The 14,977-nt window shown below is 53.7% G+C and carries 10 protein-coding genes and 2 pseudogenes; 2 read left to right on the plus strand and 10 right to left on the minus strand.

Annotation, left to right across the window (positions count from 1 at the left end; all coding sequences use genetic code 11):
- Positions 1–43: 43 nt before the first annotated feature.
- The 7 genes and pseudogenes from dnaG to gmk form a co-directional block, all read right to left on the minus strand.
- Positions 44–1,834: a DNA primase gene (dnaG, locus tag JQU52_RS08340; RefSeq protein ID WP_230338053.1), complete on the minus strand. Its 1,791-nt coding sequence runs from the start codon at positions 1,832–1,834 to the stop codon at positions 44–46.
- Positions 1,835–2,039: 205 nt separating this feature from the next.
- The gene (locus JQU52_RS08345; protein WP_230338054.1) at positions 2,040–2,486 is read right to left on the minus strand and encodes a GatB/YqeY domain-containing protein; all 447 of its coding nucleotides are present in this window, start codon (positions 2,484–2,486) and stop codon (positions 2,040–2,042) included.
- A gap of 164 nt (positions 2,487–2,650) precedes the next feature.
- Positions 2,651–2,863 (minus strand): 30S ribosomal protein S21, encoded by a 213-nt coding sequence (gene rpsU, locus JQU52_RS08350; RefSeq protein ID WP_230338055.1) that lies wholly within the window; start codon positions 2,861–2,863, stop codon positions 2,651–2,653.
- Between the two features lie 325 nt (positions 2,864–3,188).
- A pseudogene (locus JQU52_RS08355) lies at positions 3,189–4,070 on the minus strand (IS982 family transposase).
- A 197-nt stretch (positions 4,071–4,267) separates the two neighbouring features.
- Positions 4,268–6,796: a RelA/SpoT family protein gene (locus JQU52_RS08360; protein WP_230338056.1), complete on the minus strand. Its 2,529-nt coding sequence runs from the start codon at positions 6,794–6,796 to the stop codon at positions 4,268–4,270.
- Positions 6,797–6,832: 36 nt separating this feature from the next.
- Positions 6,833–7,039, minus strand: a complete 207-nt coding sequence (gene rpoZ, locus JQU52_RS08365) for a DNA-directed RNA polymerase subunit omega (protein WP_230338057.1) — start codon at positions 7,037–7,039, stop codon at positions 6,833–6,835.
- A 68-nt stretch (positions 7,040–7,107) separates the two neighbouring features.
- Complete coding sequence (gene gmk, locus JQU52_RS08370; RefSeq protein WP_230338058.1) at positions 7,108–7,719, minus strand: guanylate kinase; 612 nt, start codon at positions 7,717–7,719, stop codon at positions 7,108–7,110.
- Positions 7,720–7,957: 238 nt separating this feature from the next.
- On the opposite strand from gmk, the gene JQU52_RS08375 reads away from it, so the two are divergent.
- Positions 7,958–9,589 carry a CTP synthase gene (locus tag JQU52_RS08375; protein ID WP_230338059.1) on the plus strand — a complete coding sequence of 544 codons (1,632 nt, stop codon included), beginning with the start codon at positions 7,958–7,960 and terminating at the stop codon, positions 9,587–9,589.
- Positions 9,590–9,761: 172 nt separating this feature from the next.
- Here the strand turns inward: JQU52_RS08375 and JQU52_RS08380 are convergent, their stop codons facing one another.
- Positions 9,762–10,802 carry an ABC transporter ATP-binding protein gene (locus tag JQU52_RS08380; RefSeq protein ID WP_230338060.1) on the minus strand — a complete coding sequence of 347 codons (1,041 nt, stop codon included), beginning with the start codon at positions 10,800–10,802 and terminating at the stop codon, positions 9,762–9,764.
- Positions 10,795–12,390 (minus strand): ABC transporter permease, encoded by a 1,596-nt coding sequence (locus JQU52_RS08385; RefSeq protein ID WP_230338061.1) that lies wholly within the window; start codon positions 12,388–12,390, stop codon positions 10,795–10,797. The genes JQU52_RS08380 and JQU52_RS08385 overlap by 8 nt, the downstream gene beginning before the upstream one ends.
- Before the next feature lie 208 nt (positions 12,391–12,598).
- Here JQU52_RS08385 and JQU52_RS08390 point away from each other — a divergent pair.
- Positions 12,599–13,588 (plus strand): annotated as a pseudogene (locus JQU52_RS08390) (IS5 family transposase).
- Between the two features lie 311 nt (positions 13,589–13,899).
- Here the strand turns inward: JQU52_RS08390 and JQU52_RS08395 are convergent.
- The gene (locus JQU52_RS08395; protein WP_230338062.1) at positions 13,900–14,877 is read right to left on the minus strand and encodes a malate dehydrogenase; all 978 of its coding nucleotides are present in this window, start codon (positions 14,875–14,877) and stop codon (positions 13,900–13,902) included.
- Between the last annotated feature and the right edge of the window lie 100 nt (positions 14,878–14,977).

Genomic DNA, 14,977 nt, shown 5'->3' on the forward strand with positions numbered 1-14,977 from the left:
AATCTGTACGGCTGGCGGCGCGCCGCTGTTGGTAAAGCTGTGCTTATCCGCTCGCTTGCGGCGGTGGTTTGGGGGCGCTTAATAGGGTGAGCAAAAGCTGTTTTTCGCTGGCGCTCAGCTCGCCTTGCTGCAATTTGTGCTTGAGCGCGTCGATTTGGCGGGATTTTAGCGCATCCCTTAAGCGTTGCATGCCTTGTTTGAAATCCTCGCAGGCCTCGGCGTCGCTGTGTTGGTATTCTTCCGGTGAGCGCATGGCTTGGCGGAAAATATGGCGGATGCTGTGTTCATGGTCGCTGTGGCGCATCAGTTCCAGCACCGCCCCGCTGTTGAGTGGGGTGATGGAGGCTTGTATGCGCTCGGCCAGTGCCGCCAGGCAGGCGAAGTCGCCGCTGAGGTCGAGGTATTCGGGTAGCTCTGTATATACGGCCCATTGCGGATTTATCAATAGTGCGCGGATTTGTTTTTGCACCAAGGTGCTCATTTCAGGCTGCCTGAAGGTTTGCTGTGGCAGCTGGTGGCGTTTTTGCTGCACATGGCGCTTGGGTGCGTCTTGACCCAATAAGTTCGCCAGATTGTGTTCGTCGATGCCCACCATTTGGCTGAGCTGCTGGCGCAGTAGATAGGCCAATGCCGGGGCTTGGATTTGCGCCAGCAAGGGGGCGCTGGTTTTAATCAGCTCGGCTTTGCCTTCTTGCTGTTGTAAGTCGATGTTTTCGCTTAAGGCCTGCCAGAAATAAGCGCTTAAAGGCTGGCTTTGGTGCAGCAATGCGTCTTCAAAGGCTGCGGCGCCGTGGGCGCGGATGTAGCTGTCCGGATCGTGTTCGGCGGGCAGAAACAGAAAATGCAGCGCTTTGTCGTCTTTGAGCAAGGGCAGGGCGTTTTCCAGTGCGCGCCAGGCGGCTTTGCGTCCGGCGCGGTCGCCGTCGAAGCAGAAATAAACGTTATCAACTTGACGCAGCAACAGTTTGACGTGTTCGGCGCTGGTGGCGGTGCCCAGTGCGGCCACGCTGTAGCCGATGCCGAATTGCGCCAGCGCTACCACGTCCATATAGCCTTCTACTACCAAGATGCGTCCGGCGTCTTTAATGGCGGCGCGGGCTTCAAACAGGCCGTAGAGGTTGCGGCCTTTGTCGAACAGGGGTGTTTCCGGCGAGTTGAGGTATTTGGGCTCGCCTTTGTCGAGCACGCGCCCGCCAAAGCCGATGACTTGGCCGCGTTGGCTGCGGATGGGAAACATAATGCGGTCGCGAAAGCGGTCGTAGTGTTTGCCGTCTTTGTCAATCACCATGCCGCTGTTTACCAGTGCGTTGCTGGGGTAGGGTTGGAATGCTTCGGCCAGTGGCTGCCAGCCGTCGGGGGCGTAGCCTAAACCGTAGTGTTCGATGATGTCGGCATTCAGGCCGCGCTGTTGCAAATAGTTTTGCGCGCGCGGGTTTTTGGCCAGCTGGTGCTGGTAAAAAGCGGCGGCGGCGGCGGTGGTGTCTTCCAGGGTTTGCTGCTGCTGTTTGCGTGCCGCCGTGGCTTGCGGGTTGGGGGTGGCGGCCGATTTGGGCACTGTCATGCCCACGCGGTCGGCCAGGTATTGCACCGCTTCCACAAAGCCCAGCCCTTGGTATTCCATAATAAAGCCCAGCGCCGAGCCGTGGGCACCGCAGCCGAAGCAGTGGTAAAACTGCTTGCTGGGGCTTACCGAAAACGACGGCGATTTTTCTTTGTGAAACGGGCAGCAGGCCATGTAGTTGGCACCGCCTTTTTTCAGCGGCACTTGTTCGTCGATAATATCGACAATATCTACCTTGCTGAGCAGCTCGTCGATAAAGTCACTGGGGATCATGGGCGCTGGTGATTATGGGTGGGTTGTAAGCCGCTTTTCAGGCAGCATATGTGGGGTGCGCCATGCGCACTGCAATGCTTTTACTTAATGACAATAAGGCTGCCTGAAAGATGGATGATATGAATTTCGGGTTTCAGGCAGCCTTATTGTTATGTTAATCAAGCAGTAACAACTTGAATTTTTAAAATAAAATATTTATGGATTTTTATTGGCTAAGCGCGGCTTTCAGCGCTTGACTTACGGCGGCCATATCGGCTTGTCCGGCCAAACGGGTTTTCAGCAGCCCCATCACCTTGCCCATATCGGCCATGCCCGCAGCACCGCTGTCGGCAATGGCGGCGGCCACGGCAACTTGAATTTCATTGGCAGACATCATGGCCGGCATATAGCGGTTGAGCACGTCGATTTCGGCATTTTCTTTGTCGGCCAAATCATTACGGCCGGCATCGGTGTAGATTTGGGCGCTGTCTTTGCGCTGCTTAATCATTTTGGTGAGAATGGCCACCACGCGGGCGTCGTCGGCTTCGTTGCGTTCGTCTACTTCGTATTGTTTGATGGCGGCGTTGACCAAGCGGATGGTAGACAGGCTGGCGCTGTCTTTGGCGCGCATGGCGGTTTTCATGTCTTCGGTAAGTTGGGCTTTTAAGGTCATGACGGTGCTCGTAGTGGATAAGCGGCAAACGCAGAATTATAACGCGAAATGCGCTGTTATTTGTATTTGGGTCGGGGCTTATGCTTGTGGTAAACGAAAACACCGCAATCATTGTTTGCGGTGTTGTGTGTGATGTTGAACAGCCGCCGCAGCGGCTCAATCAATCAATAGTATTTCGGCGGCAATTGTTGGCTGCGCAAGCGTTTTTGCAGGCGTTTTACGGCAGCGGCTTTTTTGCGTTTGCGTTCGGTGGTTGGTTTTTCATAAGCTTCGCGGGCGCGCAGCTCGGTGAGCAAGCCGGTTTTTTCCACAGAGCGCTTGAAACGGCGCATGGCAACTTCAAAAGGTTCGTTTTCTTTAACACGAATGGCAGGCATGTTTAATCCTTGGGTATATTGGGTTTCAGGCAGCCTTGATTGAAGGCTGCGATGGTATAAGGTTTACAGTTTTTAAACCGCGAATGACTGCTGTGAGCCGTTGGCGGTGCGCCCAGTGATGAAATCACCTCCTAAAGGGTGTGTCGACGCAGACACGGCGCAAGGCATAAATCAACCTTGTGCGCAAAAAGCAAATAAAAATATTCCGCCATTATGCGGGGCAGTAGCAGTCTTGTCAAATTTTGGCTGCTTGAAAAGGCATTAAAGAAGTGGTTTTGTGGTGTTGATACACACTCATTAAGTATACCAATCATATACCCCGCTCTCAACTTTCCTGAATCCACTCCAATTGAAGCGAAGGCTTTCCTGCCAATTGGCATATCACCACACACACCGTATGCGCCAATACTTTGCGTATCACCCGGTGGCTCAAATGCCAAAGATCTTTTACTTTTACCGCATTGATTTTAAAACGCTCGGTAAGTTGGCTAATCACCGTTTCTACTTTTCTGCGCTTTTTGCAAAGCCACTGAACCCACTCTTTCGAACGTACATCCGCCATATTCTTTCTTAACGGCGTCTGTAAATCAATGTCTCTACTTGCCAACTCTTCTTTCAAATCCGGGCGTATATAGCCTTTATCGCCAATCAACAATCCTTTGATATTGCCGGTTATCTCGGCAACCATATCCCGTTCATCCACATTGGCCGCAGCAAATGTTAAATTGGTAATCAAGCCGGTTGCGTTGATTACGATATGCCCTTTAAAGCCATAATAACGTTCGGCTTTTGACGCACAATAACCAAATGCCGCATCAGCTTTGAAACGCCGATGCCGATGGGCGCGGGCATACCGACAAACAGGTATGGGAAATCCGTCTATCGAATACTGCCGGTCTGTGCCGTATTCGGCCACCAGGCTTTGGGTAATCTTATGGTGAACCTGTCAAAGGTTGGCGCAATGCTTACAGAAATTAGCGTATGAGCCCAATTTTGGAAACCAGTCTGATAAGTTGTTTTTAAAGAAGTACCAAATCTTTTTATCATCATTCAAACCCATAAACTCACCCACGATCTGGATGGTGATGATTTCCACATCGCTTAATGCCGGTTCAAAGCCTTTCTTACGCAGCTTTGTTGTCACCACTTGACGATAAAATTTATCGACGAGCAAATAGGTGGTGATGATAAAATCGTCTTGGGACATTGTTCTTCCTTAACCTGTGGATTCTTGGTCGAATACTTAGGTTTTAGAGCAATGTCCTTTCTTTTGCAACTACGTTCGGCTCTTAGTTGAGAGCAGGGTATCATATAAAAATAAGATAACAAGGCGGCGAGCTGCAGACAGTACAGGTAGTACGGCAAAGCGAGTCAACGCAGTTAGGTTATTTTTTAGGATTGGTATTACAAGCGGCTAACCCGGCGCACCTGCGGAATGGAATGCAAACCGCGCATGATTTTATTGAGTTGGTCGAGGTTTTGCACTTGCAGGGCAAAACGGAATTCGATAAAGCCTTCTACGCCGTCTTGTTTTTTAGAAGGTGTGTCCACCGATTCGATATTGGCGTTGTGTGAGGAAATGGCTTGTGCCATCGCCATCAACAGGCCGTGGGCATCGCGGGCGCTCACGGCTAGGCTGACGTGGTAGCTGTTTTTGCTTAAATCATCCCAATCGGCATCGAGTTGATTTTCCGGATCGGCCTTAAGGATGTTGTGGCAGTTATCACGGTGGATAATCATGCCTTGGTCTTTAATCAGCAAGGCTCTGATGGCATCGCCCGGAATCGGGTTGCAGCATTTGGCCAGATGTAGGCGGCCGGTTTCGTTGCCAGACACTTTAATGGGGGAGAGCTTGACGGTATCGCCCAAATGCTCGCCCGCCAATTCGGCAATGTGCATGGCCACCGACACCGGCTGTAAACGCCCCATGCCCACATCGTAGAGCACTTCTTCAAACGAGGTTTGTTTGGTGGCCAGATCGTCCAGATAGGCTTCTTTCAGGCTTTCCGACAGCAATACGTTTTCCGGCAGCAGGCTGGCCAAGGCTTTTTGCAGCAGGCTTTCGCCCAAGGCCACCGCATCGGCGCGGTTCATGTTTTTGATTTGGTTTTTGATGGCACTGCGCGCGCGACTGGAAACCACGAAATTGAGCCAAGCTGGGTTGGGGCGGGCTTTTTCCGAGGTGATGATTTCTACAGTATCGCCGGTGTGCAGGCGGGTGCGCAGCGGCATCATATTGTGGTTGATGCGGGCAGCTACGGTGCGGTTGCCGATATCGGTGTGCACGGCATAGGCAAAATCAATCGGGGTGGCGCCTTCAGGCAGCACCATGATTTTGCCTTTAGGGGTGAAGATATACACTTCGTTGGGAAACAGGTCGACTTTGACGTTTTCCAAGAAATCCAGTGCGTTATCGCTTTGCGCCTGCAAGTCCAGAATGGTTTGCAGCCATTGGTGGGTGCGCATTTGTGCTTGGTCGAAGCTGGCTTGCTCGCCGGCTTTGTACATCCAGTGGCTGGCCACGCCGCCTTCGGCGATGGCGTCCATTTCGCGGGTGCGGATTTGCACTTCGATGGGGAGGCCGTAAGGGCCGACTAAGGTGGTGTGCAGGCTTTGGTAGCCATTGTTTTTGGGAATGGCGATGTAGTCTTTGATTTTGCCCGGTTTGGGTTTATACAGATTGTGCAATGCGCCCAAGGCGGCGTAGCAGGCGGGGATGTTGTTCACCACCACACGGAAAGCGTAGATGTCCATCACTTCGGCAAAGCGCAGGTTTTTGGCCTGCATTTTGCGGTAAATGCTAAACAGGTTTTTTTCACGCCCTTTGATTTGCGCTTCGATATTGGCGCTCACCAAACGCTGGCTGAAGGCGCGCAGCACTTTGCCCACCACGTCGCGGCGGTTGCGGCGCGAGGCCTGAATGGCCTTTTCCAGCACCGCATGGCGTGAAGGGTATAAATGCATAAACGACAGGTCTTGCAGCTCGCGGTAAACGTGGTTTAGGCCGATGCGGTTGGCCAATTGGGCATAAATTTCCAGCGTTTCTTGGGCGATGCGGCGGCGGCTTTCGGGCTTTTTGGCGTCCAGCGTGCGCATATTGTGCAGACGGTCGGACAGTTTTACGATGATGACGCGGATGTCTTTGGTCATTGCCATAATCAGCTTGCGAAAGCTCTCTGCCTGGTGTTCGGCTTGGTCGTTGTATTCCAACTTTTCCAGTTTCGACAAGCCGTCGACCATATCAGCGATGGTTTCGCCAAACTCATTGGCCAGCTGCATTTTGCTGGCGCCGGTGTCTTCCAACACATCGTGCAACACCCCGGCACATAGGCCGTAAACATCAATATGCCATTCGGCCAGTTGGGTGGCCACGGCCATGGGGTGGGTGATGTAGGGCACGCCGCTGTTGCGGAATTGGCCTTCGTGTGCGCGGATGCCGAAATCGCAGGCTTGGTTGAGCAAGGTGCGCTCTTCGGGTTTTAAATAGGCGGCGGTTTTGAGCAGATGGGCGCGGGCGCGCTCGATGATGCGGCTGTAGATTTCATTGATTTGCTGGCGGCATAAGGCCAGCTGTGCGGCGGTGTCTGTGCCGCTGCGGGTGTTGATGTTGGCGATGATTTCCAAACAAACCGCGCCCAGCTGCGGTTCCAGCTGGGCGGTGTCGGCGGCAGTGCCTAAATCCTCCATGGCTGCCTGAATCAGTACCGCACACAAGGCGTGCACGCGTTGTTCTTCTTGCGCCAGTGTGGTGGTGAGGGCAAAAGCACGTGCCAGTTTTGCGGTTTGGCTTGGCGCTGCGCTATGGAATACATAGGTGCAAGCCCTTTCCAACATGGCTAGACGCTCTTCTTTTTTCAGGTAGCGTGCAGCCGCAAACAGCCGTTCCCGCAGCAGCAGGGTGTGTGGATCATAATCAACGCTGGGGGCAATCATGGCTGGCACGCGGTACTGGATTGGCTGCGCTTGGGCTTAGAGCTTATTGCGCTGGAGTAATTCCACACCGATTTGGCCGGCGGCAATTTCGCGCAGGGCGGTTACGGTGGGTTTGTTGCGGCTTTCGTCCACCAGTGCGGTGGAGCCGTTGGCCAGCTGGCGCGCGCGCAAAGCGGCGGTGAGGGTAAGGTCGAAATGGTTGGGAATGCGACCGATGCAGTCTTCTACAGTGATACGGGCCATAATGGGCGGCTTTCTAAGGATTGGGTTGAAGTGAAAAGATAAGATTTGGCCGCTATTATGGCCAAGCCTTAGGTGTTTGCCAATATCTGTTCGATAAAGGCTTGTTGTGCTGATTGCTGCAAGCTATGAGCTTTGATGATGTGGAGCAGGTCGGTTTCGGCCTGAATCAAATCGTCGTTGATCACCACATAGTCAAATAAATAGGCCTGCTCGATTTCGTCACGTGCTTTGGCTAAGCGTTTGGCGATGACTTCGCCGCTGTCGGTGCCGCGGCCGCTGAGCCGTTGTGTGAGCACTGCAAACGAAGGCGGCAGGATAAAGATGCTGCACGCGTTGGGCAGGCTTTTGCGCACTTGCGCTGCACCTTGGGTGTCGATTTCCAGAATCACATTGCTGCCTTGTGCTACCAACTCGTTGAGGCTGTGAATGCTGGTGCCGTAGTAGTGACCGTACACATTGGCGTGTTCCAGAAAAGCGCCTTCGCCAATCAGCCGCTCAAATTCACTGGCGCTGACAAAATGATAGTGCACACCGTTTTGTTCGGCACCGCGCGGAGCACGCGAAGTATGCGATACACACACGCGGATGTTGCTGTGATTGGCCACCAGCCGCGATACCAATGTGGTTTTGCCGGTGCCGGATGCGGCGGACACAATAAAAATCTGGCCGGGCTTGTGCATAATAACAACCAAAAGGCAATAGGGCTTTGATTATGCCACAAACGGCCAGATTGCGCCAAGTATGCTGCGGCGTCTGCTTAAAGGCTGCCTGAAAACAAAAATTTAAAATAAATAATTGAAAAATAATAATAAAAATAAATATTTGTATCCATCTTATGCTGTAAGCATGTATGGGCTCCGGCTTCCATTTTCGGGATTGCTGGTGTAAAATGGCACATTCCATTTGTGTAATCTTGCCATGACCAAATTTATCTTTGTGACCGGCGGTGTGGTGTCTTCCTTGGGTAAAGGCATTGCCGCTGCGTCTATCGCCACCATTCTGGAATCGCGTGGTCTTAAAGTGACCATGCTCAAATTAGACCCCTACATCAACGTAGACCCCGGCACCATGAGCCCGTTTCAGCACGGCGAAGTGTTTGTGACTGAAGACGGTGCCGAAACCGATTTGGATTTGGGCCACTACGAGCGTTTTATCAACGCCACCATGATGAAGCGCAACAACTTCACCACCGGCCAAGTATACGAAAACGTGATTGCCAAAGAGCGCCGCGGCGATTATTTGGGCGGCACGGTGCAGGTGATTCCGCACATCACCGATGAAATCAAACGCAAAGTGCACGAGGGCGCAGCCGGTGCCGATGTGGCGATGGTGGAAATCGGCGGCACTGTGGGCGACATTGAATCGCTGCCGTTTTTGGAAGCCATCCGCCAGATGCGCAGCCAATTGGGGCGCAGCAACACCTTTTATGTGCATTTGTCGTATGTGCCTTATATTGCCGCGGCCGGTGAAATCAAAACCAAGCCCACCCAGCATTCGGTGAAAGAGTTGCGTGAAATCGGCATTCAGCCCGATATGCTGGTGTGCCGCATGGATCGCGTGCTGCCGGACGACGAAAAACGCAAAATCGCCCTGTTCTGCAATGTGGAAGAGCGCGCGGTGGTGGGCTGCTACGATTCTGACAGCATCTACAAAATCCCCGCCATGCTGCACGGGCAGGGCGTGGATCAACTGATTTGCGAACAATTGCAGCTCAATGTGCAGCAGGCCGATTTAACGGCGTGGAAAAAAATTGTACACGCCATCGAAAACCCCAAGCACAAAGTTAAAATTGCCATGGTGGGCAAATATGTGGACTTGACCGAGTCGTACAAATCGCTCACCGAAGCCTTGAAACATGCTGGTATTCACACCGAAACCGAAGTGGATATTGTGTATGTGGACAGCGAAGCGATTGAAACCGAAGGCACAGGCTGCCTGAAAGGCATGGATGCGATTTTGGTGCCCGGCGGCTTTGGCAGCCGTGGTGTAGAAGGCAAAATCGCGGCGGTAAAATACGCGCGTGAAAACCGCGTGCCGTATTTGGGTATTTGCTTAGGCATGCAGATTGCGTTGATTGAATACGCGCGCGATGTGGCCGGATTGGCCGGTGCCAATTCCACCGAATTCGACCTCAAAACCGAACACCCGGTGGTGGCCTTGATTGATGAATGGCTGGATCGTGACGGCCAAGTAGAAAAGCGCGATGCCAATGCCAATCTGGGCGGCACCATGCGTTTGGGAGCGCAAGAAGTGGAATTGGCGGCCAACAGCTTGGCGGCACACATCTACGGCAGCGAACACATCCGTGAGCGTCACCGTCACCGCTATGAAGTGAATAACCATTATGTGCCCAAGCTACAAGCCGCCGGTTTGGTGGTGGGCGGCATATCTGCCGGCCATGAGCGCTTAGTGGAAACGGTGGAATTGCCGCAAAGCGAGCATCCGTGGTTTTTTGCCTGCCAATTCCATCCGGAATTCACTTCCACCCCACGCCGCGGCCATCCGCTGTTTACCGCCTATATTAAGGCAGCTTTGATGCATAAAGGCTGATAAGCCGCCGCCCATTACAAAAGCCGCTGAATTCAGGGATATTTAAGAATTCAGCGGCTTTTGTTTGCGCGTATTGTGTATAAGACTGCCTGAAAACCCGAAATTGGCTTTCAGGCAGCCTTAATTATGGTTGGATGATTCGATAATCACATTAATTCAAATTCATTAAACCTCAGGCCGCACGGCCGAAGGCAATTAAGTGGTCGAGCTGGATATGCACGCCGATGCGGCTGCCGATGGGGTGGTTGTGGTGGCTGTGCACTTGGGCGTATACCACATCGCCGCTGTCCAGCGCCAAGGTGTAGATAAAGTATTCGCCTTTAAAGTCTTTATCAAGCACGCGGGCGGTGAAGGGGCTGTGGTCGTCGTGAATCACATCATCGGGGCGCAGCAGCACGTCAACATCGGTGCAGTTTTGGCAAGCAAATGGCACGGTGCCGCAGAATTCGCCGATTTCCAAGCGCACGCATTGCGGCCCGCTAACTTGGCCGGGCAGCAGCACGCTCTGGCCGATAAAGCCGGCCACATAGCGGTTGGCGGGCGTGTGGTAAAGGGTGTAGGGGTCGGCCCATTGTTGCAGGCAGCCTTGGTGCATCACGCCGATTTGGTCGCACATGGCAAAGGCTTCTTGCTGGTCGTGGGTGACCAAGAGGGCGCTTACGCCTTCTTCTTTGAGAATACGGCGCACTTGTTTGGACAAGCTGGTGCGCATATCGGCATCCAAATTGGAAAACGGCTCGTCGAGCAAAATCAGCTGCGGGCGCGGTGCCAGTGCGCGCGCCAATGCCACGCGCTGTTGTTGGCCGCCGGAGAGCTGGTGCGGGTATTGATTGGCGTGTGCGGCCAAGTCAATTAAATCCAATAACTCGGCCACGCGGGCTTGGCGCTGGGCCGGGTTGTGTTTGCCCAGGCCGAAAGCGATGTTGTCGGCCACATTCAAATGCGGAAACAGGGCATAGTCTTGAAACACCATGCCGATGCCGCGCAAATGGGCGGGGGTGTGGGCGTTTTCGCTGCTGATGGTGTGGCCGTTGAGGCTAATCTGGCCGCCGTTTACGGTTTCAAAGCCGGCAATCGCCCGCAAGGCGGTGGTTTTACCGCAGCCGGAATGGCCGAGCAGGCAGGCGATTTCGCCTTGTTGCAAGGTGAAGCTGAGCTGCTGCAAAATGGTTTTATCGCCAAAGCTCAGTTGGACTTGTTGAAGTTCAAGCATTTTTTCTCTCATCCAGTTGGGAGAACAAAATCACCGGCAATAGGCCGGTGAGCACCATGGCCAAGGAGGGCAGGGCGGCAAAGGCGTATTGGCCTTCGGTGGTGAAGGTGTAAACGCGGGTGGCCAAGGTGTCCCAGTTGTAGGGGCGGGTCATCAGGGTGATGGGCATTTCTTTCATCACATCCACAAACACCATTAACATGGCGGTGCCCAGCGCCCCTTTCAGCAAGGGCAGATGCACGCGGCGCAGCAGGGCAAAGCCGGTAACGCCCAATGAACGGGCGGTTTCTTCTTGCTGGCGGCCGATGCGTTCCAGCCCGGCTTCGTTGGCGGAGTAGGCTACGGCCAGAAAGCGGATAACATAGGCCAGCAGCATCACCAACAGTGTGCCTTTCAAAATGGCGCTGCCTTCAGGCAGCCTGAACCACTCAACCAAATAATTATCCAGCCACGCCACCGGCACAAACACGCCCACCGCCAGCACGGTGCCGGGAATGCCGTAGCCCAGCGTGGCCACGCGGGCGGCCACGGCGGCGCTTTTGCTGTTGAGGCTGCGCTTGGCCAAAGCCAACAGCAGCGCCACAGCGGCGGTGAGTAGGGCGGCCATCAGGCTGATGGCAAACGAATGCCATGCGTGCAGCCACAGGGTTTCATTGAAATGGCTGTGCCAGGTTTCGCCTGCCCACCACAATAGCTGCATCACCGGCAGCGCAAAAGCCAGCAGCAAAATCAGGCTGCAATAGGCGGTGGCCAACCAGCGGCGGCTGCCGCGCAAGGTTTTGCGGCGTTGTTGTTGTGCTTTACCTGCTTGTGTAAAGCGGCGGCGGCCACGGCTGAGCTGCTCCAGCACCAACAGCACAAACACCACGGTCACCAAGAGTGCGGCCAGTTGTTTGGCGGTTTCGAGCGAGAAAAAGTCAAACCAGGCTTGGTAAATGGCGGTGGTAAAGGTGTCGTAGCCAAATACAGACACGGTGCCGAAGTCGGCCAGCGTTTCCATCAGCGCCAAAATCAGCCCACCGGCAATCCATGGCCGCGCCATCGGCAAAGCCACGCGCCAAAACGCCTGTAGCGGGCTTAAGCCGAATGAAGCGCCTACTTCCAAAGCGCGCTGCCCCATGCTGCCAAAAGCATTGCGCGAGAGCAGATAAACATAGGGATAAAAAGTGAGGCTCATGGTGGCAATCAAGCCCCATTGATTGCGGATTTCAGGCAGCCCGTGGGCAAAACCCCAGCGCTCGCGCAAAAAGGTGCTTACCGGGCCGGTGTAGTCAAACAGCCCCAATTGGGTAAACGCCAGCACATACGCGGGCATGGCCAAGGGCAGCATCAGCCCCCAAAAGAAAAAGCGGCGCAATGGGAAATCATACAGGGCGGTGAGCCAAGCGGCGGTGGTGCCCAATACGGTGACGCCCACGCCCACGCCCAGCAGCAATATCAGCGTGTTTTGCAGCAACAGCGGTAATTGAAATTCGAGCAAAAATGCCCAGATTTCGGCATCAAAATCGCCCACCGAGGCCACAATCACTGCCAAGGGCAGCACCAACGCCGCCATACACAACGCCAGCCACAGGCGTGGCAACAGCATTTTCACGTCTACATCCCCTTCAAAACGGCACGGCAAAAGGCGTATTATGCGGTAAATTGATTGGAATGTGAATAATAATGATTCTTAGCCGCTTGCGAGGAACGGATGCGGATTTGAGTGCAATAGCGAAAAATCATATCTTGAGACCTTTGCAAAAGCCCCCGAAATCCTCTACATTTCTCCTTAAAGAAACGCAGAGGATTTCCCTATGAGTAGCTTCTTCCAGCAAACCGCCCAAGAGCGCATCACCAAACACATCGACCGTTTCCCACTGCTCAAACTCGACCAAGTCCTCGACTGGTAACCTATCCAACAACACCTGGCCGCACAAAAAGCCCGCTACGTTCGCGACAACGCCGGTCGCCCAGCCTACCCACTGCTGTGCATGTTCAAAGCCGTATTGCTCGGTCAATGGCACAGCCTTTCCGATCCCGAACTTGAACACAGCATCCTCACCCGTTTGGACTTCCACCTCTTCTGCCGTTTCGATGACCTCAACGTACCCGATTACAGCACCCTTAACCGTTACCGTAACTGGCTGGTCAAAGACAGCACCCTGGCCCAACTGCTCGACATCATCAATCGCCAGCTCACCGACAAAGGTTTAAAGATAGAGAAAGCCCAAGCAGCCGTTATCGACGCCACCATCATCCACACCGCCGGTGGCAAACAACGCCAAGCCATCGAAGTAGACGACAATGGCCACATCACCGCCCAAAGCACCCCTAGCAAAGACAGCGATGCGCGTTGGATCAAAAAAGACGGTAAATACCACCTCTGCTACAAACAACACACCCGCACCGACCTGGAAGGCTATATCGAACAACTGCACATCACCCCGGCCAACGAACATGAATGCCGACACCTCAACGTATTACTGGCCGGATTAGAAGAAGGCGTCACCGTTTACGCCGATAAAGGCTACAGTAGCGCAGATAACCGGCAACACCTGCAACAACACCGGCTCCAAGACGGCATTATGGACAAAGCCCACCGAGGCCAACCGTTAACGGCAGCACAAAAAAAGCGCAATACCCGGTTATCGAAAACCTGCTATGTGGTGGAACAGAGCTTCGGCACCTTACACCGTAAGTTCCGCTACGGACGGGCATCGTATTTCGGCCTGATAAAAGTAAGGGCGCAAAGCCACTTAAAAGCCATGTGTTTGAACTTATACCAATTCGAAAAAATAAGATAACAAGGCGGAGAGCCGAAGACAGTACACACGTACGGCTAGGCGAGCCAACGCAGTTAGGTTATTTTTTCGAATTGGTATTACTGAAGGCAGCTAACAGGCTTAGTGCGCCTGCTGCTGCCTGAAAAGGCAGAAAATGCCCGGAAAACGGGCATTTGAAAGGGATATGCGGGGTATTTTTATCGAAATAGCTGAAAAATGGATAACCGAGGCTTGGTTGTTTAAGTGAGCTGCGGTTTTGCAAAGGTCTCAGGCTGCCTGAAAGTTTCAGGCAGCCATTTTAAATGGTGCAAATAGTAAGCAATAAGCCTTTTTTACAGCAAATGCGCTACACCGGCTTTTTCGTCTTCCAGCTCTTTCAGGGTGATGTTGATTCGCTCTTGGCTGAATTCGTCAATCGGCAAGTCTTTAACCATAGTGTATTCGCCGTTTTCACAGGTGACCGGAAAGCCGAACAGGGTTTCTTTGGGGATGCCGTAAGCGCCATCAGAGGGGATGCCCATGGTAACCCAGCGGCCGTTGGTGCCCAGTACCCAGTCGCGGATATGGTCGATGGCGGCGTTGGCGGCGGAGGCGGCAGAAGACAGGCCGCGGGCTTCGATAATGGCGGCGCCGCGTTTGCCCACGGTGGGCAGGAAGGTGTTGGCGTTCCAGTCTTGGTCGTTAATCATGTCTTTCACGCTTTGGCCGTCGATGGTGGCAAAGCGGTAGTCGGCATACATGGTGGGGCTGTGGTTGCCCCACACGCACAGTTTTTCAATGCTGCCCACGGCTTTGCCGGTTTTTTCGGCGATTTGGCTCAAGGCGCGGTTGTGATCTAGGCGCAGCATGGCGGTGAAGTTTTTAGCCGGTAAATCGGGAGCGGATTTCATGGCGATGTAGGCGTTGGTGTTGGCCGGATTGCCCACCACCAGCACTTTTACATTGCGGCTGGCTACTTTGTTTAAGGCAGCGCCTTGTACGGTGAAGATTTGGGCGTTGGCCGACAGCAAATCGGCACGTTCCATGCCCGGGCCGCGCGGGCGCGCACCCACCAGAATGGCTATGTCGGCATCTTTGAAAGCCACTTCTGGGTCGTCGGTGGCCACCATGCCCGCCAGCAATGGGAAGGCGCAGTCTTGCAGTTCCATCATCACGCCTTTAACGGCATTTTGCGCTTGCGGCAAGTCCAGCAATTGCAGAATCACCGGGGTGTCTTTGCCCAGCATTTCGCCGCTGGCAATACGGAACAACAAGGCATAACCGATTTGGCCGGCGGCGCCGGTGACTGCTACACGAACAGGTGCTTTCATACCGAAACTCTCCTTTATTGAGTGTCTTTATGGATTTTAAATAAGGGGCTGGATGCACTTTATTAAAGATAAAACATGCCGGTAGTTATGCAAACCGGCT

Origin of the sequence: Paralysiella testudinis (assembly GCF_016894345.1) — a bacterium.
Classification (GTDB): Bacteria; Pseudomonadota; Gammaproteobacteria; order Burkholderiales; family Neisseriaceae; genus Paralysiella; species Paralysiella testudinis.